Source organism: Leisingera daeponensis DSM 23529, from assembly GCF_000473145.1.
GTDB lineage: Bacteria > Pseudomonadota > Alphaproteobacteria > Rhodobacterales > Rhodobacteraceae > Leisingera > Leisingera daeponensis.
In genome coordinates this window covers 2,861,830-2,884,554 of record NZ_KI421500.1, presented here as the reverse complement: position 1 = coordinate 2,884,554, position 22,725 = coordinate 2,861,830, and the positions used below count along the sequence as shown (strand labels likewise).

General features: G+C 63.8%; 23 protein-coding genes, 1 tRNA gene and 2 riboswitches. Of the genes, 16 read left to right on the top strand and 8 right to left on the bottom strand.

Annotated elements, in window-relative coordinates; genetic code table 11:
- Positions 1-37: 37 nt before the first annotated feature.
- Positions 38-1,540: a malonate--CoA ligase gene (locus tag DAEP_RS0114655; RefSeq protein WP_027245158.1), complete on the top strand. Its 1,503-nt coding sequence runs from the start codon at positions 38-40 to the stop codon at positions 1,538-1,540.
- A gap of 61 nt (positions 1,541-1,601) precedes the next feature.
- Here DAEP_RS0114655 and DAEP_RS0114650 read toward each other — a convergent pair whose 3' ends face one another.
- Positions 1,602-2,240: a cation efflux transmembrane domain-containing protein gene (locus DAEP_RS0114650; protein ID WP_027245157.1), complete on the bottom strand. Its 639-nt coding sequence runs from the start codon at positions 2,238-2,240 to the stop codon at positions 1,602-1,604.
- Between the two features lie 74 nt (positions 2,241-2,314).
- Between DAEP_RS0114650 and DAEP_RS0114645 the strand changes: the two genes are divergently transcribed.
- Positions 2,315-2,731, top strand: coding sequence for a MerR family transcriptional regulator (locus DAEP_RS0114645; protein ID WP_027245156.1), 417 nt, complete (start codon positions 2,315-2,317; stop codon positions 2,729-2,731).
- Between the two features lie 75 nt (positions 2,732-2,806).
- On the opposite strand, the gene aroC is transcribed toward DAEP_RS0114645, so the two are convergent.
- Entirely contained in the window at positions 2,807-3,907 is a 1,101-nt protein-coding gene (gene aroC / locus DAEP_RS0114640; RefSeq protein WP_027245155.1) for a chorismate synthase, read from the bottom strand.
- 230 nt (positions 3,908-4,137) lie between these two features.
- A riboswitch (TPP riboswitch) is annotated at positions 4,138-4,229 on the top strand.
- Between the two features lie 32 nt (positions 4,230-4,261).
- On the opposite strand from aroC, the gene thiB reads away from it, so the two are divergent.
- From thiB to DAEP_RS0114625, 3 genes are read left to right on the top strand one after another with little or no spacing between them, the layout of a single operon-like run.
- The gene (gene thiB / locus DAEP_RS0114635; RefSeq protein ID WP_027245154.1) at positions 4,262-5,239 is read left to right on the top strand and encodes a thiamine ABC transporter substrate binding subunit; all 978 of its coding nucleotides are present in this window, start codon (positions 4,262-4,264) and stop codon (positions 5,237-5,239) included.
- The gene (locus DAEP_RS0114630; protein ID WP_027245153.1) at positions 5,215-6,771 is read left to right on the top strand and encodes a thiamine/thiamine pyrophosphate ABC transporter permease ThiP; all 1,557 of its coding nucleotides are present in this window, start codon (positions 5,215-5,217) and stop codon (positions 6,769-6,771) included. The genes thiB and DAEP_RS0114630 overlap by 25 nt, the downstream gene beginning before the upstream one ends.
- Positions 6,758-7,456 (top strand): thiamine ABC transporter ATP-binding protein, encoded by a 699-nt coding sequence (locus tag DAEP_RS0114625; protein WP_027245152.1) that lies wholly within the window; start codon positions 6,758-6,760, stop codon positions 7,454-7,456. The genes DAEP_RS0114630 and DAEP_RS0114625 overlap by 14 nt, the downstream gene beginning before the upstream one ends.
- Before the next feature lie 166 nt (positions 7,457-7,622).
- Here DAEP_RS0114625 and DAEP_RS0114620 read toward each other — a convergent pair whose 3' ends face one another.
- On the bottom strand, positions 7,623-8,060 hold the full coding sequence (locus DAEP_RS0114620; RefSeq protein ID WP_027245151.1) for a 6,7-dimethyl-8-ribityllumazine synthase: 438 nt from the start codon (positions 8,058-8,060) through the stop codon (positions 7,623-7,625).
- 91 nt (positions 8,061-8,151) lie between these two features.
- A riboswitch (FMN riboswitch) is annotated at positions 8,152-8,302 on the bottom strand.
- Positions 8,303-8,390: 88 nt separating this feature from the next.
- Here DAEP_RS0114620 and DAEP_RS0114615 point away from each other — a divergent pair.
- From DAEP_RS0114615 to DAEP_RS0114600, 4 genes are all read left to right on the top strand, one after another.
- Positions 8,391-8,993 carry a glutathione S-transferase gene (locus DAEP_RS0114615; protein WP_008554480.1) on the top strand — a complete coding sequence of 201 codons (603 nt, stop codon included), beginning with the start codon at positions 8,391-8,393 and terminating at the stop codon, positions 8,991-8,993.
- Between the two features lie 212 nt (positions 8,994-9,205).
- The gene (petA, locus tag DAEP_RS0114610) at positions 9,206-9,766 is read left to right on the top strand and encodes a ubiquinol-cytochrome c reductase iron-sulfur subunit (protein WP_027245150.1); all 561 of its coding nucleotides are present in this window, start codon (positions 9,206-9,208) and stop codon (positions 9,764-9,766) included.
- A gap of 12 nt (positions 9,767-9,778) precedes the next feature.
- Positions 9,779-11,113 (top strand): cytochrome b, encoded by a 1,335-nt coding sequence (gene petB / locus DAEP_RS0114605; protein WP_008556428.1) that lies wholly within the window; start codon positions 9,779-9,781, stop codon positions 11,111-11,113.
- 19 nt (positions 11,114-11,132) lie between these two features.
- Positions 11,133-11,921 carry a cytochrome c1 gene (locus DAEP_RS0114600; RefSeq protein ID WP_008557420.1) on the top strand — a complete coding sequence of 263 codons (789 nt, stop codon included), beginning with the start codon at positions 11,133-11,135 and terminating at the stop codon, positions 11,919-11,921.
- 119 nt (positions 11,922-12,040) lie between these two features.
- On the opposite strand, the gene DAEP_RS0114595 is transcribed toward DAEP_RS0114600, so the two are convergent.
- The 3 genes from DAEP_RS0114595 to dapF form a co-directional block, all read right to left on the bottom strand.
- Positions 12,041-12,478 carry a glyoxalase superfamily protein gene (locus DAEP_RS0114595; RefSeq protein WP_027245149.1) on the bottom strand — a complete coding sequence of 146 codons (438 nt, stop codon included), beginning with the start codon at positions 12,476-12,478 and terminating at the stop codon, positions 12,041-12,043.
- A 192-nt stretch (positions 12,479-12,670) separates the two neighbouring features.
- Positions 12,671-13,933: a tRNA (N(6)-L-threonylcarbamoyladenosine(37)-C(2))-methylthiotransferase MtaB gene (gene mtaB, locus DAEP_RS0114590; RefSeq protein ID WP_027245148.1), complete on the bottom strand. Its 1,263-nt coding sequence runs from the start codon at positions 13,931-13,933 to the stop codon at positions 12,671-12,673.
- Positions 13,930-14,772 (bottom strand): diaminopimelate epimerase, encoded by an 843-nt coding sequence (gene dapF / locus DAEP_RS0114585; RefSeq protein WP_027245147.1) that lies wholly within the window; start codon positions 14,770-14,772, stop codon positions 13,930-13,932. Before dapF ends, mtaB begins: the two co-directional genes overlap by 4 nt.
- A gap of 187 nt (positions 14,773-14,959) precedes the next feature.
- Here dapF and DAEP_RS0114580 point away from each other — a divergent pair.
- The 7 genes from DAEP_RS0114580 (at position 14,960) to DAEP_RS0114550 (ending at position 20,452) form a co-directional block, all read left to right on the top strand.
- Positions 14,960-15,035 (top strand) — tRNA-Lys (locus DAEP_RS0114580).
- Positions 15,036-15,377: 342 nt separating this feature from the next.
- Entirely contained in the window at positions 15,378-16,076 is a 699-nt protein-coding gene (locus DAEP_RS0114575) for a fumarylacetoacetate hydrolase family protein (protein WP_027245146.1), read from the top strand.
- A 323-nt stretch (positions 16,077-16,399) separates the two neighbouring features.
- On the top strand, positions 16,400-17,443 hold the full coding sequence (locus tag DAEP_RS0114570) for a TRAP transporter substrate-binding protein (RefSeq protein ID WP_008557503.1): 1,044 nt from the start codon (positions 16,400-16,402) through the stop codon (positions 17,441-17,443).
- An 81-nt stretch (positions 17,444-17,524) separates the two neighbouring features.
- Complete coding sequence (locus DAEP_RS0114565) at positions 17,525-18,106, top strand: TRAP transporter small permease (RefSeq protein WP_027245145.1); 582 nt, start codon at positions 17,525-17,527, stop codon at positions 18,104-18,106.
- Complete coding sequence (locus DAEP_RS0114560; RefSeq protein WP_027245144.1) at positions 18,103-19,608, top strand: TRAP transporter large permease; 1,506 nt, start codon at positions 18,103-18,105, stop codon at positions 19,606-19,608. Before DAEP_RS0114565 ends, DAEP_RS0114560 begins: the two co-directional genes overlap by 4 nt.
- A 151-nt stretch (positions 19,609-19,759) precedes the next feature.
- Positions 19,760-19,936, top strand: coding sequence for a hypothetical protein (locus DAEP_RS24265; protein WP_167630828.1), 177 nt, complete (start codon positions 19,760-19,762; stop codon positions 19,934-19,936).
- An 87-nt stretch (positions 19,937-20,023) separates the two neighbouring features.
- Positions 20,024-20,452: an acyl-CoA thioesterase gene (locus DAEP_RS0114550; RefSeq protein ID WP_027245143.1), complete on the top strand. Its 429-nt coding sequence runs from the start codon at positions 20,024-20,026 to the stop codon at positions 20,450-20,452.
- 6 nt (positions 20,453-20,458) lie between these two features.
- Here the strand turns inward: DAEP_RS0114550 and DAEP_RS0114545 are convergent, their stop codons facing one another.
- Complete coding sequence (locus DAEP_RS0114545; RefSeq protein ID WP_027245142.1) at positions 20,459-21,661, bottom strand: winged helix-turn-helix domain-containing protein; 1,203 nt, start codon at positions 21,659-21,661, stop codon at positions 20,459-20,461.
- Positions 21,661-22,686: a LacI family DNA-binding transcriptional regulator gene (locus DAEP_RS0114540; protein WP_008555117.1), complete on the bottom strand. Its 1,026-nt coding sequence runs from the start codon at positions 22,684-22,686 to the stop codon at positions 21,661-21,663. Before DAEP_RS0114540 ends, DAEP_RS0114545 begins: the two co-directional genes overlap by 1 nt.
- Positions 22,687-22,725 lie beyond the last annotated feature (39 nt).

Genomic DNA, 22,725 nt, shown 5'->3' with positions numbered 1-22,725 from the left:
GGCGCGCAAATGGCGCCGCCAGATGAAGGAGCCGCCGATGTATGACGCCAACCACCTGATCCGCCAGCTGCGCGCCTCCTCCCTTGGGCGGGAGGGCGAGGTCTTTGCCCGGCTTCCGGACGGCAGCACGGTCACCTTCGGCGCGCTGTTCGCCGGCGCGGAGCGGATGGCAGCGGCCCTGGCGGCTCAGGGCGTGCAGCCCGGGGACCGGGTGGCGGTGCAGGTCCAGAAAACCATTCAGGCGATCGAGCTTTATCTTGGCACCGTCATGGCCGGCGGCATCTTCCTGCCGCTCAACACCGCTTATACCGGGCCAGAGGTGGCTTACTTTGTCGGCGACGCCTCCCCGCGCGTGGTGGTCTGCGACCCGGCCCGGCTGGAGGAAATCAGCGCCATCGCGGGCGCGGCGCAGGTGCTGACGCTGGATGCGGCCGGGCAGGGGTCCTTGCGCGATTTGGCGGACGGGCAGTCCGGCTTTGACGCAGTGGCCCGGCAGGCGGATGATCTGGCGGCGATCCTCTACACCTCCGGCACCACCGGCCGCTCCAAGGGCGCGATGCTGAGCCATGATAACCTTGCCTCCAACTCGCTGACCCTGCGCGATTACTGGCGGTTCACCAAGGACGACGTGCTGATCCACGCGCTGCCGATCTTCCACACGCACGGGCTGTTCGTGGCAACCAATGTGGCGCTTTTTGCGGGCGCTCAGGTGGTCTTCCTGCCGGGGTTCGATGCGGATGCCATCTTAGAGGCGATGCCCGCGGCCACGGCGCTGATGGGGGTGCCGACCTTCTATACCCGGCTGCTGGCGGACAAGCGGCTGACGCGGGAGCGGGCGGCGAACATGCGCCTGTTCATCTCCGGCTCCGCGCCGCTGCTGGTCGATACCCACGAGCAATGGGAGGCCCGCACCGGCCACCGCATCCTGGAACGCTACGGTATGACCGAAACCAACATGAGCACGTCAAACCCCTACGAGGGTGAGCGCCGGGCCGGCACCGTCGGCTTCCCATTACCGGGTGTCGAAGCGCGGGTGATGCGGGATGGCACTGAGGTGCCCGCCGGAGAGATCGGCGTGCTGGAAGTGCGCGGGCCGAACGTGTTCCAGGGGTACTGGCAGATGCCTGAAAAGACGGCGGAGGAGCTGCGGCCGGACGGTTGGTTCATCACCGGCGACATGGCGAAGATCGACGCCGACGGCTATGTCACCATCGTCGGGCGCGAGAAGGATCTGATCATCACCGGCGGGTTCAATGTCTACCCCAAGGAGGTTGAAAGCCTGATCGACGATCTGCCCGGCGTGCTGGAAAGCGCGGTGATCGGCGTGCCGCATCCCGACTTCGGCGAGGGTGTGGTGGCCGTGGTGGTGCCGGAGGGTGAGGGCACCAGTGCGGAGGCGATCAAGGCGGCTTTGTCCGGGCAACTGGCCAAGTTCAAGCAGCCGAAGGAGATCATCCTGCTGGACGCCCTGCCGCGCAACACCATGGGCAAGGTGCAGAAAAAAGCCCTGCGTGAGGAATACGCAGGGCTGTTCACCTAATAATCACTCGCTCGGGCCAACGGCCCGGGCAGCGCCCGTCCGCCCGCGGACGGTCACTGCCCTAGTGCTGGTGGGCTTCCGAGTGGCCTTCCTCTTCGCGCCATTCCCGCACCGCCTGCACCAGGATCTGGAAGGCAGAGTTCAGGAACAGACCGCCCATAATGCCGGCCACGATCAGGTCCGGCCAGCCGGTGGCGGTGCCCCAGACGCCAAGTGCGGCAATCATCACCGCCACATTGCCGATGGCGTCATTGCGCGAGCACAGCCAGACCGAGCGCACATTGGCATCGCCGTCCTTGTAACGGGCCAACAGCATGACCGAGATCAGGTTAGCCGCCAGCGCCATGAATCCGATCAGGCCCATGATCTGCGCCTGCGGCACGCCGACGTAAAACACCTGATAGATGGTGGAACCGAACACCCACAGCCCCATCAGCAGCAGGCTGATGCCTTTCCCCAAGGCCGCCAGCGCCCGCGTGCGCAAAGTGGCACCGATCACTGCCAGCGAAATGCCATAGGTCAGCGCGTCACCCAGAAAATCCAGCGCGTCCGCTTTCAGTGCCTGGCTGCCGGACATCTGGCCCGCGCCCATTTCCACCGCAAACATGCCGGCATTGATGGCGATCACCAGCCAAAGCCTGCGTTTGTAGTCGTCTGAGACCCCGTCGAATTTTGCGTCGTGATTGCAGCAGCCTGCCATTGCTCTTGTCCTCATTTCCGATTCGGGATCAATGTAGGGCCTCTAGTCACTAGAGCTTCAAGAGGTTTCTTCAGATGTTTTCCATCGGCCAGCTGTCCAAGGCCACCGGCGTGAAGGTGCCCACCATCCGCTATTACGAGGAGATCGGCCTGCTGCCGCCGCCGGGCCGCAATGCCGGCAACCAGCGCCGCTACGGGCAGGACGGCATGGATGCGCTGGGCTTCATCAAACATGCGCGCGATCTCGGGTTCCCGCTGGAGGACATCAAGGTGATGATGTCGATCGAGGGACAGCTCGGCGAGGATTGCTCAGAGGTCCACCGCATCGCCGAGGCCCAGCTGAGCGCAGTGCGGGCACGGATTGCCCGGCTGGAGCAGCTGGCGGGCGAGCTGGAGCGCATCACCCATCTGTGCGGCCACGGGCAGGGCGGAGAGTGCAAGGTGCTGGCGGCGCTGGGCGATCACGGGCAATGCGAAGGCGAGCATTCCTGAACGGCAAAGGGTGAAGCCTGCCACAGCACGCCTCACCCCTGAAAATAGGATATTGCCCTGCTTAGGGTCTGTTAGTCAGCCGATCCGGCCCTGGTTTTCTCCGATCTGGCCGCGGTGCAGCAGCAGGTGGTCCAGGATCACGCAGGCCATCATCGCCTCGGCCACGGGCACCGCGCGGATGCCGACGCAGGGGTCGTGGCGCCCCTTGGTGATCACCTCGGTGGCGGAGCCGTCCTTGCGGATCGACTTGCGCGGGGTGAGGATGGAGGAGGTCGGCTTCACTGCAAACCGCACCACCACATCCTGCCCGGTGGAAATCCCGCCCAGGATGCCGCCGGCGTGGTTGGAGGAATACTCCGGACCGTTTTCGCCCATGAAGATCTCATCGGCGTTTTCCGAACCCTTCAGCCGGGCGGCATTCATGCCCTCGCCGATCTCGACGCCCTTGACGGCGTTGATCGACATCATCGCGGCGGCCAGATCGGTGTCCAGCTTGCCGTAAACCGGCGCGCCGATGCCTGCGGGAACGCCGCGGGCGACCACCTCCACCACCGCGCCAACCGAGTCATGCGCTTTGCGCAGGGCCTGCAAGTAGTCTTCCCACTCCTGCACCGCGCCTGCATCGGGGATCCAGAAATCATTCTGCTCGATCGCGTCCCAGTCAAAGCGGCTGCGGTCGATTTCCAGCTCGCCCATACGGGTCATGTAGCCCTTGATTTCGAGCCCCGGGACCAGCGCCTTGATTGCTTCACGTGCAACACCGCCGGCCGCAACCCGCGCCGCGGTTTCGCGCGCCGAGGAGCGGCCGCCGCCGCGGTAGTCGCGGTTGCCGTATTTCTGGAAATAGGTGATATCGGCGTGGCCCGGACGGAAGGTCTGGGAAATCTCGCCGTAGTCTTTCGAGCGCTGGTCGGTGTTCTCGATCATCAGCTGGATCGGGGTGCCGGTGGACATGCCGTCGAACACGCCGGACAGGATCTTCACCGCATCCGGCTCATTGCGCTGGGTGGTGTTCTTGTTTTGGCCAGGCCGGCGCTTGTCCAGCCACTGCTGCAGCATTTCCGGCTCCAGCGGCACGTTCGGCGGGCAGCCGTCGACGGTGGCGCCAAGCGCGGGCCCGTGGCTCTCGCCCCAGGTGGTGACGCGGAAGAGGTGTCCAAAGCTGTTCATCGACATGCGGCGCGGTCTCCTTTGGGCCGTGCTTAGCGGGCAGGGGCCTGTGTCTCAAGAGGGTTTCTCTGCGGCAAACGGGGCAAGGGGGCGCTGCCCCCGCCGCCTGCGGCGGCTCCTCCGGGATATTTTCAGCCAGATGAACAGGGGATCCTGGTTCCGGGCGGTCCAGTTTCATCAAGCCATAGGTCCTGGGGGTCTTTGGCTTGTGTTTGCTGCGCCCCGGGCCTAAGGTCCGCGCCACCTCGGGGTGCGCGCAAGCGCTGAGATGACACCCGTTGAACCTGAACCGGATCACACCGGCGGAGGGAAGGTACTGGACAGCCTCCACCCTTGCCCAAAGCCGCAAAGGAGGATGGCATGAAACATCTTGCATTTGCAGCGGGATTGCTTGGCGCCTCGGCCGCTTTTGCCGAAACGCCCGAACTCACCGTTTACACCTATGACAGCGTTGTCTCCGATTGGGGCCCCGGCCCGGCTGTCGAGAAGGCATTTGAGGAAGTCTGCGGCTGCGACCTGAAGCTGGTCGGCGCGGGCGACGGCGCGGCGCTGCTGGCGCGGGTCAAGCTGGAAGGCGCGCGTTCTGATGCGGACGTCGTTCTGGGGCTGGACACCAACCTGACCGCGGCGGCCAAGGAAACCGGCCTGTTTGCGGAGCATTCGGTCAGTGCGGAATATGCGCTGCCGGTCGAGTGGAGCGACGCGACTTTTGTGCCCTATGACTGGGGCTACTTCGCCTTTGTTCATAACGCCGATGCAGCGGCGCCCGCCGATTTCAAGGCGCTGGCCGCCAGCGACAAGAAGATCGTGATCCAGGATCCGCGCTCCTCGACCCCCGGTCTGGGCCTGCTCTTGTGGGTCAAGGCCGCTTATGGCGACGAGGCGCCGGAAATCTGGAAAGGCCTCTCTGACAACGTGGTGACCGTGACCAAGGGCTGGTCCGAGGCCTATGGCATGTTCCTGGAAGGCGAGGCCGACATGGTGCTCTCCTACACCACCTCGCCCGCCTATCACCTGATCGCGGAGGAAGACGGCTCCAAGGCGGCGGCGGCCTTTGATGAGGGCCATTACATGCAGGTGGAAGTTGCCGGCAAACTGGCAAACAGCGACCAGCCGGAGCTGGCCGACCAGTTTCTGGCCTTCATGGTGTCGGACGCTTTCCAGTCGATCATCCCGACCACCAACTGGATGTATCCGGCTGTGACGCCCGAGGGCGGCCTGCCCGAAGGCTTTGAAACCCTGATCGCGCCGGAGAAATCGCTGCTGCTGAGCGAGACGGAAGCCGCAGAGGTGCGCGATGCGGCGCTGGGCGAATGGCTGGACGCGCTCAGCCAGTAAGCGCCCTGCCCGGGACCGGCGCGGCCCTTTTGGTGGCGGTGCTGATTCTGGGAACCCTTGGGGCTGTTGCCCTGAGGGCTGAAGCAGGCAGTGGCTTTGGCGCCAGCGATTGGGCCGCGCTGCGGTTCACGCTGACCCAGGCGGGCCTGTCGGCGCTTTTGAGTGTTGGCCTTGCCATCCCCGCCGCCCGCGCGCTGGCGCGGCGGCGGTTCCCGGGGCGGAGCCTGCTGATTGCGCTGTTGGGCGCGCCCTTCATCCTGCCGGTCATTGTGGCCATCCTTGGCCTGCTGGCGGTGTTTGGCCGCGCGGGCTGGCTGAGCAGCCTGCTAGGGATGTTCGGGCTGGAGCCGGTGCAGATATACGGGCTGCACGGAGTGGTGCTGGCGCATGTGTTCTTCAACCTGCCGCTGGCGATCAGGCTGATCCTGCAGGGCTGGCAGGAGATCCCGGCCGAACGCTTCCGCCTGGCGGCGCAACTGGATGCCGGGCCGCTGGCGATGTGGCGGCTGCTGGAAGGCCCGATGCTGCGGCGGGTGGCGCCCGGCGCGCTGGCTGTGGTGTTTGCCATTTGTCTGTCCAGCTTTGCGGTGGCGCTGACCCTGGGCGGCGGGCCACGGGCGACGACCTTAGAACTCGCCATCTATCAGGCCTTCCGGTTTGATTTCGACCTGGGCCGTGCGGCGCTGTTGTCGGGCTTGCAGCTGCTGCTGACTGGCGCCGCCGCGCTGGTGGCGCTGCGGGTGTCAGCGGGCGAGGGCTTTGGCGCCGGCCTCGACCGTGCGGTGCGGCGCTGGGACGGGCAGAGCGCCCTGGCGCGCAGCTTGGATGGCTTTTGGATTGCCCTGTCCGCCGCGTTCCTGCTGCTGCCGCTGGCTGCTATCGTGCTGGCGGGGCTGCCGGGTATTCTGTCGCTGAAAGCCTCCGTCTGGCAGGCCGCGGGAAACTCCATTCTGGTTGCGGCGCTGAGCACCGTGATCCTGCTGTGGCTGGCCTTGCCGATGGCCGCCGCGGCTGCCGCCGGGCGCAGGGGATTGACTGAACTCTCAGGCATCCTGGGCCTTGCGGCCTCGCCGCTGGTGATCGGCACCGGGCTGTTCATCCTGATCTACCCCATCGCGGACCCTTTTGCGCTGGCGCTGCCGGTGACGGCGCTCGTCAATGCGGTGATGGCGCTGCCCTTTGCCATGCGCATCCTGGTGCCGCGGGCGCGGGAGGTTATGGGGCGCTATGGCCGCCTGTCGCTGTCGCTGGACATGCAGGGCTGGGCCTTTGTCCGGCGCGTCTACCTGCCGCGGATGCGCGCGCAGACCGGGTTTGCCGCGGGATTGGCGGCGGCGCTGTCGATGGGAGACCTTGGTGTGGTGGCGCTGTTTGCCGACCCGGATTTCGCAACGCTCCCTTTGCAGATCTACAGGCTGATGGGGGCCTACCGGATGGAGGCGGCGGCCGGCGCGGCGCTGCTGTTGCTGATGCTGTCGATGGGGGCATTCTGGATATTGGACCGCGGGGGACGCTGGCATGCTGAGGCTTGAGAACTGCCGGATCATGAACGGCGATTACGCGGTGGAGGCGGATCTGGAGATCGCGACCGGGGCCTGCGTTGCGGTGATCGGGCCCTCCGGTGCCGGGAAATCCACGCTGGTGGAGGCGGTGGCGGGTTTTCTGCCCGTTACCCGCGGGCGCATCTTGTGGAACGGCGCGGACCTGACCAGCCAGCCGCCGGGCAAGCGGCCGGTGGCGATGCTGTTTCAGGACGGCAATCTGTTTCCGCATTTGACCGTGGCGCAGAATGTGGCGCTGGGGCTGCATGCGAATCTGCGGCTGAGCGGGGCCGAGCGGGGCCAGGTCGAGGCGGCGCTGGAGCGGGTCGGCCTTGGTGGTATGGGCGGGCGCAAGCCAGCGGCGCTGTCGGGCGGGCAGCAGAGCCGGGTGGCGCTGGCGCGGGTGCTGGTGCAGGGCCGCGATATCCTGCTGCTGGATGAACCCTTCGCGGCGCTTGGTCCGGCGCTGAAGGCAGAGATGCTGGATCTGGTGGCGGAGCTGGCCCGCGAAAGCGGCGCGACGGTGCTTATGGTCAGCCATGACCCCGGTGATGCCCGCCGGATCGCGGATCAGGTGGTGCTGGTGGCGGAGGGCACGGCGCACCCGCCGCAGGAGACGGCGGAGCTGCTGGACAACCCGCCCCCGGCCTTGCAGGCGTATTTGGGAACGGCCTGACCGCGCTGCCGGAAACGGCTTGCGAGAAGGTGTAAATGAAAAGGGGTTTCGCTGCGAAACATCCTTTATTAATATGTAGTTAACGTGAGAATTGTGGAGTGAGGGCGGTTGCCCGCCGCCTGCGCGGCGGGCCAGTCAGTTGTGTAAGGCACTGTAAAAGGAAGATTTATGCAGCCAGTGCCGCCTCCCGCGTTTTGGTGATCATCAGCGCAGCATTGGCAGCCTCACGCCCCTTCTCCACGAAGTGAGCGCGGTAAATCGCGTTGTGGTGCTCCGTCTCCTGAAAATGGTGCGGGGTCAGCGAGACCGACAGCACCGGCACCCCGGTGTCCATGCTTGCACGCATCAGCCCGTCCACCACGGCCTGAGCCACAAAATCATGCCGGTAGATGCCGCCATCCACCACGAAGGCCGCGCAGGCCACGGCGGCGTATTTTCCGGTCTTGGCCAGCTCCTGCGCCAGCAGGGGCATTTCAAAGGCGCCGGGCACGTCGAACACGTCGACCTGCTCCGCCGGGATCAGTTGCAGGAAACCCTCCAGCGCGCGGTCCACAATGTCTGCGTGCCATTGCGCCTTGATGAAGGCATAGCGGGTGTGTGTCATGTCGTAATCTCCTTGTGGTTCTGACACGTCACCCAAGGCGATCACGAACGGCAGGCGCGCGCAGGGCTGGAAAGCCCAAAGCGGTCCTGACGCACGTTCTCTTCCATCCGGACTGTGACCGTCGGCTCTGGAGTCTCACCAGATCTGCTGACACTTCCAAAACCATGGAAGCCGCTCGCGGGCTTGCGGGGACTGGCCCGCTTACCGCCGGTGGGGAATTCCGCCCCGCCCTGAGAACGGCGCGACAGTGGCAGGCCGGTTTTGCAAAATCAAGCGTGGAAAGGTGGAGGACTGCGGCCTAATCTGCGGCCAAACAGCGGAGGATTTTCCATGAAGCTCACTTATTCCCAAGCATCCCCTTTCGCCCGCAAGGTTGTGGTGCTGCTGCGTGAAACCGGGCAGTTGGAGGATGTCGAAATCCTGGATGTCACCACCACCCCGCTTAGTCCCAGCCCGGATGTGAAGGCCAGCAATCCGCTGGCCAAGATCCCGGCGCTGGAGCGCAATGACGGGCCGGCACTGTATGACAGCCGGGTGATTTGCGCCTATCTGGATGAGCGTGCTGGCGGCAAGCTGTACAGCCGCGGCTGGGACAGCAAGGTGCTGGAGGCGACCGCCGACGGGATCATGGATGCGGCGGTGCTGATGTCCTACGAGAAACGGCTGCGCCCGGAGGACAAGCAATGGGACGGCTGGCTGGATGCGCAGCGGGACAAGGTGCTGGGCGGCTGCGCGGCACTGAATGCGCGCTGGATGAGCCACCTGCGGGGGCCGCTGGACATCGGCCAGATCGCGGTGGCCTGTGCGCTGGCCTATGTGAACTTCCGCCACCCGGACACAAACTGGCGCCAGGGCAATGAGGCGCTGGCGGAGTGGTTCGAGACGTTCGAATCGCGCCCGTCGATGCAAGCGACAAAACCGCCGGCGGCTTGACCCCGGCCCCTTGAAACGGACTGGTGCCGCAACGATATGGGTGCGGCACTGTCACCCAGGCGTGACAGAATTGCCGTCTGCGGCTTTCTGCGCGCCCATGACCGCTGGACGAACGGCTCTCTCCCCGCTAGACACGCGCCAGAGTCACTGCGAGCAATCGCGGTGCATGCGCATGTTTGCCCTAAACGGGCGCTGGAATTGGAGAAAACCTCGTGTCCCACGCAGAAGACCACGAAGGAACCCGGAGAGATTTCCTCTACTACGCCACTGCCGGCGCCGGGGCAGTGACCGCGGGTGCCGCCGTATGGCCCCTGGTCAACCAGATGAACCCCTCCGCCGACGTGAAAGCGCTGTCCTCGATCCTGGTCGATGTCAGCGGCGTGGAAGTTGGCACGCAGATTTCGGTCATGTTCCTGGGCAAGCCGGTGTTCATCCGCCGCCGCACCCAAGAGGAGATCGAGGCGGCCCGCGAAGTGGAGCTGTCCGAGCTGATCGACCCGCGGTCGGAAAACGCCAACAAGCCGGGCACCGACGCGGCTGACGTGAACCGTACCCTCGACGAAACCGGCGAATGGCTGGTGATGATGGGTGTCTGCACCCACCTGGGCTGTGTGCCGCTGGGTGACGGCGCAGGCGAATTCAACGGCTGGTTCTGCCCGTGCCACGGGTCGCACTACGACACCGCCGGCCGGATCCGCAAAGGCCCCGCGCCGGAGAACCTGCACATTCCGCTGGCCGAGTTCACCGACGCCACCACCATCAAGCTGGGATAAGGAAACGCGCTCATGTCCGGTATTCCCCACGACCATTACGAGCCGAAGACAGGCGCAGAGAAGTGGCTGCACAGCCGCCTGCCCATCGTCGGCCTGATCTATGACACCATCATGATCCCCACCCCCAAGAACCTGAACTGGTGGTGGATCTGGGGCATCGTCCTGGCCTTCTGCCTGGCGCTGCAGATCGTCACCGGCATCGTCCTGGTGATGCACTACACCCCGCATGTCGACATGGCCTTTGCATCCGTTGAGCACATCATGCGCAACGTGAACGGCGGCCATATGCTGCGCTACCTTCACATGAACGGCGCCTCGCTGTTCTTTGTTGCCGTCTACATCCACATCTTCCGCGGCCTGTACTATGGCTCCTACAAGGCGCCCCGCGAGATCACCTGGATCGTCGGCATGCTGATCTACCTGATGATGATGGGCACCGCCTTCATGGGCTACGTGCTGCCGTGGGGCCAGATGTCCTTCTGGGGCGCCACCGTGATCACCGGCCTGTTCGGCGCGATCCCCTTCATCGGCGAACCGATCCAGACCTGGCTCCTGGGCGGGCCGGCGGTGGACAACGCTACCCTGAACCGCTTCTTCTCGCTGCACTACCTGCTGCCGTTCGTGATTGCGGCGCTGGTGATCGTGCACATCTGGGCCTTCCACACCACCGGCAACAACAACCCCACCGGTGTTGACGTCCGCAAGGGTTCCAAGGAAGAAGCCAAGAAAGACACCCTGCCGTTCTGGCCGTATTTCGTGATCAAGGACTTCCTGGGCCTGGCCGTGGTGCTGGTTGTGTTCTGGGCGATCGTCGGCTTCATGCCGAACTACCTGGGCCACCCGGACAACTACATCGAAGCCAACCCGCTGGTGACTCCGGCGCACATCGTTCCGGAATGGTACTTCCTGCCGTTCTACGCGATCCTGCGTGCCTTCACCTCCGAAGTCTGGGTCGTGCAGTTTGCCTCCTTCATCACCGGCGGCATCGTGGATGCGAAGTTCTTTGGCGTGATCGCCATGTTCGGCGCGATCCTGGCGATGGCCCTGGCGCCCTGGCTGGACACTTCGCGCGTCCGTTCGGGCCGCTACCGCCCGATGTTCAAGTGGTGGTTCGCGCTGCTGGTGATCGACTTCTTTGCCCTGATGTGGCTGGGCGCGATGCCGGCGGAAGAGCCCTATGCGTCGTTCTCGCTGATCGCATCGGCCTATTGGTTCGGCTACTTCTTCGTGATCCTGCCGCTGCTGGGCGTGATCGAGAAGCCGCTGCCGCAACCGGCGACCATCGAAGAGGATTTCGAGGCCCACTACGGCAAGAAATCTTCTGCTGAAGCCACTCCTGCCGAGTAAGAAGAAGGAACACCTAGCAATGTTCAAGAAACTGGCAACCGGTGCCGCCTTCGCTCTGGCCCTGATCCCTGCTGCGTCTTTCGCAGCAGGCGGCGGCGAGCAGCACATCACCGACTACGACTTCTCGTTCGAGGGGCCGTTCGGCACCTACGACCGCAACCAGCTGCAGCGCGGCTTGCAGGTCTATACCGAAGTCTGCGCAGCCTGCCACGGTCTGAAGCTGGTGCCGATCCGCACCCTGTCGGACGAAGGCGGCCCGCAGATGCCCGAAGATCAGGTGCGTGCCTACGCAGCTGACAACTTCAGCGTCTACGATCCGGAACTGGATGAGGACCGCCCGGCCAAGCCGGTCGACAACTTCCCGGTGAACAACAACGCCGGCGCCCCGGACCTCAGCATGATGGCCAAGGCGCGGGCGGGCTTCCATGGCCCCTATGGCCTGGGCCTGAACCAGCTGTTCAAGGGCATGGGCGGTGCCGAATACATCGCCTCGCTGCTGGCAGGCTACACCGGCGAGACCAAGGAAGAAGCCGGCACCACCTTCTATGAGAACACCGCCTTCCCGGGCGGCTGGATCTCGATGGCGCCGCCGCTGTCGGATGAGCAGGTGGAATTTGCCGACGGCCATGCCAACGACGTGGACGCCATGGCGCAGGACGTTGCGGCCTTCCTGATGTGGACTGCCGAGCCTAAGATGATGGCCCGCAAGCAAGCCGGTTTTGTCGGCGTGCTGTTCCTGACCGTGCTGTCGGTGCTGCTGTACCTGACCAACAAGAAGCTGTGGGCGCCGGTCAAAGGCAAGGACTGAGTCCCGTTCTGCTGACCGCGTTTAGGCATCAAACCCCCGCAAGCGCCGCTTGCGGGGGTTTTCCGTTTCTATGAGGGGAGCGCCCCCACGGACTTCGGATCAGAAAGAAGCAGCGCGGCTCAGGCCAGCGGTTTGACCGTCAGATGCGGCAGCCCGTTGGAGGTTCTCTGCGGCGAGCGGTCGTCTGCGTTGATGACCGCCGACACCCGCTGGCGCCAGGACGAGAAGCTGTCGAATTGAACCACGTCCACCGGCGCATCGAAGTGCAAAGTGATCCGCCGGTGGCCGTCGCCGCCGCAGGCCGCCAGCCCGCGAACGCAGCCAGTGAAGGGCTGGCCGAGATAGCGCCCCTCGACCCGCATTCCCAGCCGCAGCTCCGGCGCGTTCGAGGCGCGGGCGCTGAGCGTGTTCCAGTCCCGGAAGCCGTAGCAGCGGGCGATCCGCTCCAGGGCGGTGCTGTGGGGGATGGGCTGGCCCTGGGCCTCGGAATGCTTGCGCAAGAGCCGTGCTTCGGCCTTGAGCTGCGGCACGGGGGGAAGGGCAGAGTTGGTCTGCATGGATATACCTTTCGCAAAAGGGTGCATATGCCGTTGCAGACAGGGCTCGCGTTGCTGTCCGGGCGTGCACCCAGGCGTCAGGATAAACTTTGTCCGGATTTCACCATGGCCAGAGGCCGCGAGCGGCAGGTATCCGGGACCTGTGATGAGAGGTTTAGCGGGAATTGGCGGGGAAAGCAAATCCCCGCAGCCTCAAGCCACTAGCTGGTTGCCTGCCACCCCGGTAATTTCAGCGGTTACGATCCGGCCTTCGTCCTGCGGGGCCGCAAATGCCACCTCGGTGAACTGCTCGGTGCGGCCCATATGCGGGTTTTCCATCAGGATGCGGTGGGTCTTGCCGATCTGGGCTGCCAGATGGCGCTCCACTTGCGCATCGCCAGCCGCGCGCAGGCGGGCCGCACGCTCCTTGATCACATTGCCGTTCACCTGGTTCGGGATCCGGGCGGCCGGGGTGCCTTCGCGCTTGGAGTAGGGGAAAACGTGCAGCCAGGTCAGGCCGCAGTCGGTGACCAGCTTCATAGAGTTTTCGAAATGGGCGTCGGTTTCGGTCGGAAAGCCTGCGATGATGTCGGCGCCAAAGGTCATCTCGGGGCGCAGGCGGCGGGCCTCTTCGCAAAACGCGATGGCGTCGTCGCGCAGGTGGCGCCGGGCCATGCGTTTCAGAATAAGGTCGTCGCCGTGCTGCAGTGACAGGTGCAGGTGCGGCATCAGCCGCGGTTCGGTGGCAATCGCCTGCATCAGATTCTCGTCCGCCTCGATCGAGTCGATGGAAGAGATGCGCAGGCGCGGCAGGTCCGGCACGAGTTTCAGGATCCGCATCACCAGGTCGCCCAGGCGCGGCTTTGCGGGCAGATCCGCGCCCCAGGAGGTGAGGTCCACACCCGTCAGAACCACCTCGTTGTAGCCCCTGTCCACCAGCCGCTTGATCTGGTCGATCACCACGCCTGCGGGGACCGAGCGGGAGTTGCCGCGGCCGTAGGGGATGATGCAGAACGTGCAGCGGTGGTCGCAGCCGTTCTGCACCTGCACATAGGCGCGGCTGCGGGTGCCGAAACCGTCGATCAGGTGGCCCGCGGTTTCAGTCACCGACATGATGTCGTCGACCTGCACCTTTTCCGTGGTGCCGATGAAATCCGGCCCCTTGGCGATCTGCTGCCAGGTTTCGGCCTGCATCTTTTCGGTGTTGCCGATGACGCGGGTGACCTCTTCCATCGCGGCGAAGGTTTCCGGTTCGGTCTGGGCGGCGCAGCCGGTCACGATGATCGGTGCCTCCGGGTTTTCCCGGCGCAAGCGGCGGATCTCCTGGCGCGCCTTGCGCACGGCCTCGGCCGTCACCGCACAGGTGTTCACCACCACGGCGTTTTCCAGGCCCGCCTGCTGGCTCAGATCCTTCATCGCCTCGGTTTCATAGGCGTTCAGGCGGCAGCCAAGGGTGGTGAATTTCGGAGCGCTCATGCCAGGCTCTCCAGGAATTCACGGGTGAAGGTCCCGTCGAACACATGCATGGTCGGGCCGGTCATCCAGACGCCGTCCTCTGCCCAGTCGATCCACAGGGTGCCGCCATCTAGGTCGATCTGCACCTTGCGGCCCGTCAGCCCGCGGCGGGCGGCTGCAACGGCTGTCGCGCAGGAGGAGGAGCCGGAAGCCAGTGTCACCCCCACACCGCGCTCCCACACGCGCATGCGGATGCGGTCGGGGCCGGTCACCTGGGCGACCTGCACGTTGGTGCGCTGCGGGTAGAGCGGGTGGTGTTCATAACGCTGGCCGAATTCCTCCAGCGGAATGACCTCGGCGTCCTCGACAAAGAAGGTGCAATGGGGGTTGCCCATGCCGGTCGCCGTTGGGCCGCCCTCGATCGGCAGTTCCAGCGTGTCCGCTTCCTCGGCCAGGGGAATGTCCTGCCAGTCCAGCTGCGGCGCCCCCATGTTCACGGAGGTAAGCCCGTTGCCGGCATCGCGGGCATAGAGGTCGCCGCGGTCCGTGGTCAGGTGCAGCTCCGGCTTGCCGGTTTCCAGAATCAGATGGCGGGCAATGCAGCGGGTTGCATTGCCGCAGGCGCCGGAGGTGGAACCGTCGGCATTGTAGAAGGTCAGATGCGCATCGCCCTTGCCGTTTGTAAGGACGGCCAGCTGGTCGAAGCCGACGCCGAACTGGCGGTGGGCGATTCCCCTGGCCATTGCCGGGGTGACGGCAATGGCCTGCGCGCGCGCGTCGAGCACGACAAAGTCGTTGCCCAGCCCGTGCATCTTCATGAAAGGGAGTGCGGTATCTGCGGAGGTGCTCATGGCGGGCATATAGACCCGGCGCAAAGATGAATCCAGCCTTCGGTTAGAAAAGTTGAAAAAAGGGGTTGACCCCCCGCGCTACTCCCCCTAGATACGCCGCCTATCGGGACAGTGAGACACACGCTGCCAAGCAGTTCCGAAGCGAAATAAGTGCTTGAACCTTTTGGGAAAAACACTTAGACCGCGACGAAGAAGTGGGCCGTTAGCTCAGTTGGTAGAGCAACTGACTTTTAATCAGTGGGTCGCAGGTTCGAATCCTGCACGGCTCACCACTTCCTCCCAAAAATCCGCTGAAAACAAGTAAGATGTTGATCCCCTTCGGGGAATCTCGCGACCGCCTTGGCGGGCGGCGAGGCGTGCACGGGGAGTGTTGCCAAACCTCTCCTGCTGTTGGGGCAGATTCCGGTGTGCCTGTGTCTAACACATCCCGTCGCTTGCTGGGCTGTCAGCAGCCCGCCGCAAGGTTCCAGGACTTCCTGCGGAGACGGGTCAAAGACGCCGCTGGCGAGCGCCTGGATCAGGAATTTCAAATCTTTAGAAGCGGAAAGCGGGGTTTACAGGTCCATTGTTTGGAGGTCTGACTAGGTGGAAGGCCATACCAAAAGGATTTTCAGATGGGCGAGGTTCTGTTTGCACTGCCGCAGACGCCGGTGATTCCGGTTGCCGGGGAAGCCGCGGGCTATCCTGTCGGGCGGGTGTTTTGTGTCGGGCGCAACTATGCGGCCCACGCCGCTGAGATGGGCAATGAAGTGGACCGGGAGGCGCCCTTCTATTTCACCAAGGCGGCCGCCAATGCGGTGTTGTCAGGTGCAGAAGTGCCCTACCCGCCGGGCACCGGGAACTTTCATCATGAGATGGAGTTGGCTGTGGCTATCGGAGCACCGGTGTTCCTGGCCTCTGCGGAGGACGCACGGCAGGCAATCTTTGGCTACGGCTGCGCGCTGGATATGACCCGGCGGGATCTGCAGATCCGCGAGCGGCAAAAGCAGCGGCCCTGGGATCTGGGCAAGGATCTGGAAAACGGCACGGTCCTGGCGCCGCTGACGCGGGCGGCGGACTGGGGCGGGCCGGAAAAGCAGCGGATCTGGCTGGAGGTGAACGGGGAGATCCGGCAGGACGCCACGCTGGATGAAATGATCTGGTCCGTGGAGGAGATCATCTGCCATCTGTCCGGGTATTACCACTTGCGGCCTGGAGATCTGATTCTGACCGGTACGCCTGCCGGTGTCGGGCCGGTGCAAAGCGGCGACCGGATGCATGGCGGGATTAACGGGCTGGCGCCGGTGACGCTGTCCTTGACTGCTGCGGAATGACGCAAGGCGGGGGAGCGGATGTTTATTGTTGCTTTGCGCTGGCTTCAATATGTATCAATTTGAATGTGATTGCGGGGGGCTTCGTAACATATCAACCGGAAAATCTGTCTGGGACCAAAGCCAGCAGGCGGATTTCATGAGTAGAAAATGCATAATCTGCTGTTGATGGTTACAAACGCACCTAATAGCAGAGAGGCAGCCGGTTCGTTAATCGAACCTTCGGCGGGGCTCTGACGGCAGAAACGGAAAGATAATCGCTGGATCCCGCAGCAAAGTTGCGAAGGCGGGAATCCGGTAAGGGATGAGGTCAAAGGGAGGACGATATGACCACTCGGAGAAAGCTACTTGGCGCCGTTGGCGCGGCAGCTGTCGCGGTATTCTGCGCGGCACCGGCATTTGCGCAGGAGGTGACGCTGAAACTTCACCAGTTCCTGCCGGCGCAGGCGAACGTGCCGAAACTGATCCTGGATGTCTGGGCGGACAACGTCGAGGAATCCTCTGGCGGGCGCATCAAGGTTGATCGCTTTCCGTCGATGCAGCTGGGCGGCAAGCCGCCGGAGCTGATGGACCAGGCCATTGACGGCGTCGCGGATATCGTCTGGACCGTGGTGGGTTATACCCCGGGCCGCTACCCCTCGACCGAGGTGTTCGAGCTTCCGTTCATGATGACCAATGCGCGGGCCGTGTCGCACGCCTATTGGGAAATGTTCGACAAGCACATGAAGGACACCGAGTTCAAGGATGTGAAAATCCTGGGCACCTGGGTGCATGGGCCGGGCATGATCCACACCGCCGATCCGGTGGAAACGCCGGAAGACCTGGAAGGCATGAAGATCCGTGGCGGCGGCCGTTCGGTCAACGCGCTGCTGACCGAGCTGGGCGCGACCCCGGTCGGGATGCCGGTCCCGGCCATTCCGGAAGGCCTGTCCAAGGGCGTGATCGACGGCACCACCATTCCGTGGGAAGTGACCGCAGCGCTGAAGGTTCCGGAACTGGTGCAAAACCACACCGAGTTCGCCGGCAAGGCGCTTTATACCCTGACCTTTGTTCTGGCGATGAACAAAGAAAAGTACGAAAGCCTGCCGGATGACCTGAAGAAGGCCATTGACGACAACTCCGGACTGGAGTTCTCGGTCTTTGCCGGCGGCACCCAGGCAGATTCCGACGGCCCCTCGCGCGAGATGGCGCTGGATCTGGGCAACAACGTGATCACCCTGGACGAAGAGCAGACCGCCATTTGGCGCGAGCGTGCGCAGCCGATCTATGACCAGTGGATCGCTGACATGAAGGAAAAGGGTCTCGATGGCGCTGCCCTGATCGAAGAAGCCAGCGCGCTGATCGAGAAATACACGCCGCAGTACCAGTAAGGCGTTGGTATTGATAAAAGTGAAGGGCCGCGCGGCATTGGCACTGCGGCCCTTTGCATACCGGAACAAGGCAACTTAACCATGCACAAGCTCATGATGCGGCTGGCCAAAACAATGGCCTACCTGGGCGGTGCGGTCCTTACTCTTCTGATCATTCTGACATGTGTTTCGATCGCTGGGCGCCTGCTCAACGGTTTCTTCCATGGCAATTTGATGGAGCGGATTGCGCCGGGGTTTTCAAATTGGATGACGGGATGGGTCGGGCCAGTGAACGGCGACTTTGAACTGGTCGAGGCCGGGGTGGCCTTTGCCATTTTCGCCTTCCTGCCATTGTGCCAGATCACTGCGGGCCATGCGTCGGTTGATGTGGTGGCCGATGCCTTCCCGCGCGGCGTGAAACGGTTTCTGCGGATGGTTACCGAAGTGGTCTTTGCCGCGGTGCTGGTTCTGATTGCCTGGCGGCTGGGGGATGGGCTCGCCGGCAAATACGCCAATGGTGAAACCTCCTTCCTGCTCGAATTTCCGATCTGGTGGGCCTACGCCATCAGCCTTGTGGCAGCCGTCGTGGCAGCCATCGTGGGAATCTATATGGGTGCAATCCGCACCATCGAATTTTTTACCGGCCGGATCCTGGTCTGGGACGGCGTGGAGGGTGAACAGTGACGGCTCTTGAAATTGGCATCGCCTCCTTCCCGGTTCTGATGCTGCTGATCTTTTTGCGGGTTCCGATCGGGCTTTCGATGTTTCTGGTCGGCCTGGGCGGGCTGATCTGGGTCACGGATGGCACCCAGGTCGCGTTCGGGCGGCTGAAAAGCGAGACCTATACCACGTTCTCCTCCTATTCGCTGACCATCGTGCCGATGTTCTTGCTGATGGGGCATTTCGCGACGCTGGGTGGCATGTCCACCGCGCTGTTCAAAGCGGCGGAAGGGTTTCTGGGCCACCGCAAGGGCGGTGTCGCCATGGCGGCCATCGGCGCCTGCGCCGGCTTTGGCGCGATCTGCGGCTCGTCGCTGGCGACCGCGGCCACCATGGGCCGTGTGGCGCTGCCTGAGCTGAAGCAATACGGCTATGCCGGCGGATTCTCCACCGCCACACTGGCAGCCGGCGGCACGCTGGGCATTCTGATCCCGCCGTCGGTCGTTCTGGTGATCTATGCGATCCTGACCGAGCAGAACATCGCCAAGCTGTTCCTGTCGGCCTTCATCCCGGGCCTGCTGGCGGCACTGGGCTATGTGATTGCGATTTCTATTTACGTCCGCGTCTTCCCGGAGAGCGCTGGCACCCGCCCGCCGGTACCGATGCGCGACCGGTTTGCCGCGCTGTTCCATGTCTGGCCGGTGCTGCTGGTGTTCGGCCTGGTGGTCGGCGGTATTTATCTGGGCTGGTTCACCCCGACAGAGGGCGCGGCCGTCGGGGCCTTTGGCACCGGGTTTATCGCCTGGACCAATGGCGGGCTGACCCGCGACACGCTGGCCGACAGCTTCCTGGTGACGGCGCGCTCTACTGCGATGATCTTTTTCATCGTGCTGGGTGCGGGTTTCTACAACGGGTTTCTGGCGCTGACCAAGGTGCCGCAGGAGCTGGCCGACTTCGTCGTGAGCCAGGGCCTGAGCCCCTGGATGGTTCTGGCGCTGATCCTCGCCTTCTATCTGGTGTTCGGCTGCCTGATGGACTCGCTGTCGATGATCCTGCTGACCATCCCGATCTTCTTCCCGGTGATCTCTGCCATGGATTTTGGCCTGCTGTCGCTGCCCGCGATGCAGGCGGATGCCGCGATGGAGGTGCTGAAGGCCGGTGTCCCCGAGGGGATGGGGGCAGAGATGCTAGCCTCGATAAAGGACGCGATTGCCACCGGGGCTGAACTGACCCGTGAGCAGATGAAGGAACTGGGCATCCGGGTGACCGAAGGCCGTGTGAACCGGATTGAGGCGGAATATGTCGCGATCTGGTTCGGCGTGCTGGTGCTGATCGTGGTGGAGGTCGGCCTGATCACCCCGCCGGTGGGCATGAACCTGTTCATCATCAACGCGATGGACCGCAAGACCAAGATGATCGACACCTACAAGGCGGTCATGTTCTTCGTCGCCTCCGACCTGATCCGGGTGGTCATCCTGGTGGCCTTCCCGATCATCACGCTGCTGCCGCTGATGCTGATGCAGTAAAGCGTTGCCCTCTCCCGCATTGCGCAGGGGAGGGCCTGCGGCCAGCCGGTGCTCAAGATGGAAATATTTTGTGACACCGGCCTGGATTGACCAGACTCACCTTTTAGGGTCCGCTGATCCTGTCCGTCACCACACACGGGGGAGACCAGCCATGCAGATCAGCCGCAGCAAAGCCGGCGCGCCGAGGGTCAAGGCGCTGTCCGTCAAGGTTTCGGGGTTGCAAGGACCCTGTCTGGGTTGCACCAATTGCGTTGGGTTGTGCGAGGCGCTGATTGATGCGCTGGTGCTGCCGGATCTGGTCCTGACCCGCACGCGCGGCAGTTCGTGACGCAGCGGTGCCGGCTGCCTTTGCCGTTTACTATCTCAAACCCGCGCCGGTAGGATGCGCCTGCAGAAACGGGCAGGGCGGCGTAACATGGCAGGGCAAAACACTTTCGTTCACGAAATCCGCGTCGGCTGGGGCGACTGCGACCCGGCGCGGATTGCCTATACCGGACGGCTGCCCGCCTTTGCGCTGGAAGCAATCGACGCCTGGTGGGAGCATAACCTTGACGGTGACGGCTGGTACCAGATGGAGCTGGACCGGGGCACCGGCACGCCTTTTGTGCACATGAGCATCGACTTCCGGTCTCCGGTCACCCCCCGGCACCGGCTGATGTGCGAGGTCTGGCCGGCGGCTTTGGGCAGCAAGTCTGTGACTTTCCGCGTCAATGCGCGGCAGAACGGGGTTCTGTGTTTTGAAGGCAAATTCGTCTGTGTCTTCATTGCGCCTGAGACCTTTACCGCCAGGCCTGCACCCGAGGATTACCGCCAGGTGATCGAGGCGCAGCTGCGGCCGGAATGACGCTGTTCAGCGCAGCCAGCCATCTGCGAAAACCACTCTTTTCACACCTGCAAACCGCGCCACCCGGTCCAGCTCGGCCTCCAGCCGTTTTGTGCGGGACCGCGTCCATTTTATATCGTTTTCCGGCCAGACCGCGGTCACGCGCAGCAGGTCCGCGTCCCGGTCCGCTTTCATGTCGATGCGGCCCGCAAGGCGTTCGCCTTCCAGGAGAGGGAAGACATAGTAGCCGTATCGCCGTTTAGGCGCGGGGGTGAAAACCTCGATCCGGTAGTGGAAGCCGAACAGCCGCTCGGCCCGCTTACGGTCGCGCAGGGCGGGGTCGAACGGGCTGAGCACCCGCATCCGGCCAGGTGCCGGCCCCAGTTCTTCTGCTTCTCCGACAGTGCCAGGGCGGCTGAACACCTTGCGCAAACTGCCATCGGCCTGCTCGACGCAGATCTCCTCAAGCCCGCCCTGGCGCAACTGCTCCGCACACCAAGCCTTGGCTTCCGCCGGAGAGGCAGTGTCCCAGAAGGCGGCGAGCTCTCCCGATGTGGCAAATCCCAGGCGGTCCAAAGCGGCAGAGCACAGCCAGTTCACCGTCGCCGCCTCATCGCAATGGGCAGCGGGGCGCAGATGCTCCTCAATCACCCGTTCTGTCAGGTCGTAGCGTTTCTGGAACCCCTCACGTCCCACCACCGTCAGCGCTCCGGAGCGCCAGAGGTATTCCAGCGCGGTTTTGGACGGATGCCAGTCCCACCAGCCGCCAGACCCCTTTTTCTCGCCCTTGCCGACATCGGAGGAACTGACCGGCCCGTGATCGCGGACGTGGGTCAGGACGGAGTCAAATTGCGCCTCGAAACCGTCGCGCCGCCAGTTGCGCCAGCGTTTGCGCAGCAGCTCGGTGTCGCGCCGGAACCTTAGATGCCAATGAGGGTAAAACGCCATCGGGATCATTGCGGCGTCATGGGTCCAATGCTCAAACAGCCCGCGGTCCCGTTCGTAGAGCTGTTTGAGGTTCTGCGCCCTGTAACCCGGCCGGCGTGAATAGAGGATCACGTCATGAGCGCGCGCAACCGTGTTGATGCTGTCGAGCTGCACGAACCCCAGCCGCTGGATCAGCTCCAGCAGATCAGCCCCTTTGGCCGGGCCTGCGGGCTGCTCCAGCAGCGCGTGGCGGTCCAGAAACAGCCGCCGCGCGCTTTGGTTGCCAAGCCGCTGCAGCGCCATCAGCGCCGTTTCAGCGTGTCGCCATAAGAAATCGTGGGTGTCAGCGTGATCTGGGTTTCGATCTCGGCGTCGGGATCTTCCAGCTGTGCGGCAATGATCTCAGCCGCCTTGCGGCCGATTTCCAGGCGGCAGGCATCCATCGTGGCGAGCTTGCGGGGCAGGCCTTGCAGCAGCTCAACGCCGTTGAAACCGGCGAGGCCGATCTGGCCGGGCACGTCGATGCCCTGGTCCAGCAGATACAGCAAGCCGCCAGCGCCGATCATGTCGTTGGAGTAGTAGAGAAAATCCAGCTCCGGTGAGCGCTCCAGCATGGCCTGGGTCATCTCGCGCCCCTTGGCCAGGGCCGAGCCGCCGGAATAGAACTCGCGGTCCTCGATCTCCACGCCTTCCTTGGCGAGCGCCTCGGTGAAGCCCTCGAAGCGTTTGCGGGCGCGGTGGTCGAGCGGCATCTTGGTGCCCATGAAGCCGATGTGGCGGTAGCCGGCCTTGAGGATCGCCTTGGCCATTTCGCGCCCGGCACGGCGGTGGGAGATGCCAACCATCGCATCCACCGGCTTGCCGTCGGTGTCCATGATCTCCACCACCGGGATACCGGCGCTGCTCAGCATGGCACGGGCGGCTTCGGTATGCTCCAGCCCCGCGATAATCACGCCGGAGGGGCGCCACGAGAGCATCTCGTAGAGCACTTTTTCCTCTTTTTCGGGCTGATAGTCGGTAACGCCGACAACCGGCTGAAGCTCGGTATTTTCCAGCACTTGGTTGATGCCGGTCATCACCTCCGGGAACACCATGTTGGACAGCGACGGGATGATCACCGCCACCAGGTTCACCCGGTTCGAGGCCAGCGCGCCGGCAATCTTGTTGGGCACATAGCCCAGTTCCTTTGCGGCGCTCAGCACCTTAGTGCGCGTTTTCTCTGACACGTCGCCGCGGTTGCGCAGAACCCGGCTTACAGTCATTTCGGAAACACCGGTTGCTTCGGATACATCGCGAAGGGTAAGCGGGCGCTTGCTGTCCGTGGTCACGTTCCTGAGCCTCTTGTTATGTCTGCCTGTGACGTTAGC

Excerpts from the sequence above, each read along its gene's own strand:
- DAEP_RS0114655 (WP_027245158.1), top strand. The coding sequence starts at position 38 with ATGTATGACGCCAACCACCTGATCCGCCAGCTGCGCGCCTCCTCCCTT.
- DAEP_RS0114650 (WP_027245157.1), bottom strand. The coding sequence starts at position 2,240 with ATGGCAGGCTGCTGCAATCACGACGCAAAATTCGACGGGGTCTCAGAC.
- DAEP_RS0114645 (WP_027245156.1), top strand. The coding sequence starts at position 2,315 with ATGTTTTCCATCGGCCAGCTGTCCAAGGCCACCGGCGTGAAGGTGCCC.
- aroC (WP_027245155.1), bottom strand. The coding sequence starts at position 3,907 with ATGTCGATGAACAGCTTTGGACACCTCTTCCGCGTCACCACCTGGGGC.
- thiB (WP_027245154.1), top strand. The coding sequence starts at position 4,262 with ATGAAACATCTTGCATTTGCAGCGGGATTGCTTGGCGCCTCGGCCGCT.
- DAEP_RS0114630 (WP_027245153.1), top strand. The coding sequence starts at position 5,215 with ATGGCTGGACGCGCTCAGCCAGTAAGCGCCCTGCCCGGGACCGGCGCG.
- DAEP_RS0114625 (WP_027245152.1), top strand. The coding sequence starts at position 6,758 with ATGCTGAGGCTTGAGAACTGCCGGATCATGAACGGCGATTACGCGGTG.
- DAEP_RS0114620 (WP_027245151.1), bottom strand. The coding sequence starts at position 8,060 with ATGACACACACCCGCTATGCCTTCATCAAGGCGCAATGGCACGCAGAC.
- DAEP_RS0114615 (WP_008554480.1), top strand. The coding sequence starts at position 8,391 with ATGAAGCTCACTTATTCCCAAGCATCCCCTTTCGCCCGCAAGGTTGTG.
- petB (WP_008556428.1), top strand. The coding sequence starts at position 9,779 with ATGTCCGGTATTCCCCACGACCATTACGAGCCGAAGACAGGCGCAGAG.
- DAEP_RS0114600 (WP_008557420.1), top strand. The coding sequence starts at position 11,133 with ATGTTCAAGAAACTGGCAACCGGTGCCGCCTTCGCTCTGGCCCTGATC.
- DAEP_RS0114595 (WP_027245149.1), bottom strand. The coding sequence starts at position 12,478 with ATGCAGACCAACTCTGCCCTTCCCCCCGTGCCGCAGCTCAAGGCCGAA.
- mtaB (WP_027245148.1), bottom strand. The coding sequence starts at position 13,933 with ATGAGCGCTCCGAAATTCACCACCCTTGGCTGCCGCCTGAACGCCTAT.
- dapF (WP_027245147.1), bottom strand. The coding sequence starts at position 14,772 with ATGCCCGCCATGAGCACCTCCGCAGATACCGCACTCCCTTTCATGAAG.
- DAEP_RS0114575 (WP_027245146.1), top strand. The coding sequence starts at position 15,378 with ATGGGCGAGGTTCTGTTTGCACTGCCGCAGACGCCGGTGATTCCGGTT.
- DAEP_RS0114570 (WP_008557503.1), top strand. The coding sequence starts at position 16,400 with ATGACCACTCGGAGAAAGCTACTTGGCGCCGTTGGCGCGGCAGCTGTC.
- DAEP_RS0114565 (WP_027245145.1), top strand. The coding sequence starts at position 17,525 with ATGCACAAGCTCATGATGCGGCTGGCCAAAACAATGGCCTACCTGGGC.
- DAEP_RS24265 (WP_167630828.1), top strand. The coding sequence starts at position 19,760 with ATGCAGATCAGCCGCAGCAAAGCCGGCGCGCCGAGGGTCAAGGCGCTG.
- DAEP_RS0114550 (WP_027245143.1), top strand. The coding sequence starts at position 20,024 with ATGGCAGGGCAAAACACTTTCGTTCACGAAATCCGCGTCGGCTGGGGC.
- DAEP_RS0114545 (WP_027245142.1), bottom strand. The coding sequence starts at position 21,661 with ATGGCGCTGCAGCGGCTTGGCAACCAAAGCGCGCGGCGGCTGTTTCTG.